Source organism: Methylobacterium sp. (genome assembly GCF_019750675.1).
Lineage (GTDB): Bacteria > Pseudomonadota > Alphaproteobacteria > Rhizobiales > Beijerinckiaceae > Methylobacterium.
The window spans coordinates 1-1,500 of sequence record NZ_JAIEOF010000244.1 but is presented as its reverse complement, the minus strand read 5'-3'; the positions used below and the strand labels follow the sequence as shown (position 1 = coordinate 1,500).

The window sequence follows — 1,500 nt, the reverse complement described above, 5'->3', positions numbered from 1 at the left end:
ATGCCCACCGCGATTTCGCACTTCATCGGCGGCCGAACCGTCGCCGGCACGGCCACGCGCTCCGCGCCCGTCTTCAACCCGGCCACCGGCGAGGAGACCGGCCGGGTCGCCCTGGCCGACGCGGCGGACGTGAACGCGGCGGTGGCCGCCGCCAAGGCGGTCGCCCGCGACTGGGCGCTGACCACGCCGTTGCGCCGCGCCCGCATCCTCAACGCCTTCCTGCGCATCGCGGAAGACCGCACCGACGAACTCGCCGCCCTCATCACCGCCGAGCACGGCAAGGTGCTCTCGGACGCCAAGGGCGAGATCCAGCGCGGGCTCGAGGTGGTGGAGTTCGCCACCGGCATCCCGCAACTCCTCAAGGGCGAGGTCACCGAGAACGTCGGCACCCGCGTCGACAGCCATTCCCTGCGCCAGCCGCTGGGCGTGGTCGCCGGCATCACGCCGTTCAACTTCCCCGTCATGGTGCCGATGTGGATGTTTCCCGTCGCGCTGGCCTGCGGCAACTGCTTCGTCCTCAAGCCCTCCGAGCGCGACCCCTCGCCCGCCCTCCTGGTGGCGGCCTGGCTCAAGGAAGCGGGCCTGCCCGACGGCGTCTTCAACGTGGTGAACGGCGACAAGGCGGCGGTCGACGCCCTCCTGCACCACCCCGACGTGGCAGCTATCAGCTTCGTCGGATCGACCCCGATCGCGCGGTACATCTACGCCACCGCCACCGCGAACGGAAAGCGCGCCCAGTGCCTCGGCGGCGCCAAGAACCACATGATCGTCATGCCCGACGCCGATCTCGACCAGGCGGTGGATGCGCTGATGGGCGCGGCCTACGGCTCGGCCGGCGAGCGCTGCATGGCGATCTCGGTGGCCGTGCCGGTGGGCGAGAAGACCGCCGACGCCCTGGTGGCCAAGCTCATCCCGAAGGTGCGGGCGCTCAAGGTCGGACCCGGCACCGACCCCGATTCGGAGATGGGCCCCCTCGTGACGAAGGTCCATCGCGACAAGGTCAGCGGCTACATCGATGCCGGCGTGGCGGAAGGGGCCGAGCTGCTGGTCGACGGGCGCGGCCTCAAGCTCCAGGGCTACGAGGGCGGCTACTTCCTCGGCGGCAGCCTGTTCGACCGGGTCACCCCGGAGATGTCGATCTACCGGGAGGAGATCTTCGGGCCGGTGCTGGCGGTCACCCGGGCGCCGGACTACGCGACCGCCGCCCGGCTCATCAACGAGCACGAATACGGCAACGGCACCGCGATCTTCACCCGCGACGGGGATGCCGCGCGCGAGTTCGCCCACGGCATCGAGGTCGGCATGGTGGGCATCAACGTGCCGATCCCGGTGCCGATGGCGTTCCACTCCTTCGGCGGCTGGAAGGCCTCGCTGTTCGGCGACCATGCCATGCACGGCCCCGAGGGCGTGCGCTTCTACACCCGCCTCAAGACCATCACCACCCGCTGGCCCACCGGCATCCGCGCCGGCGCCGACTTCGTCATGCCCACCATGACGTAG

At 70.7% G+C, this 1,500-nt stretch carries 1 protein-coding gene; it reads left to right on the top strand.

The annotated features are described in order from the left end of the window. Nucleotides 1-1,500, top strand: a 1,500-nt coding sequence (locus tag K2X24_RS12475) for a CoA-acylating methylmalonate-semialdehyde dehydrogenase (protein ID WP_292498466.1), incomplete at its 5' end; no start/stop codon positions are given.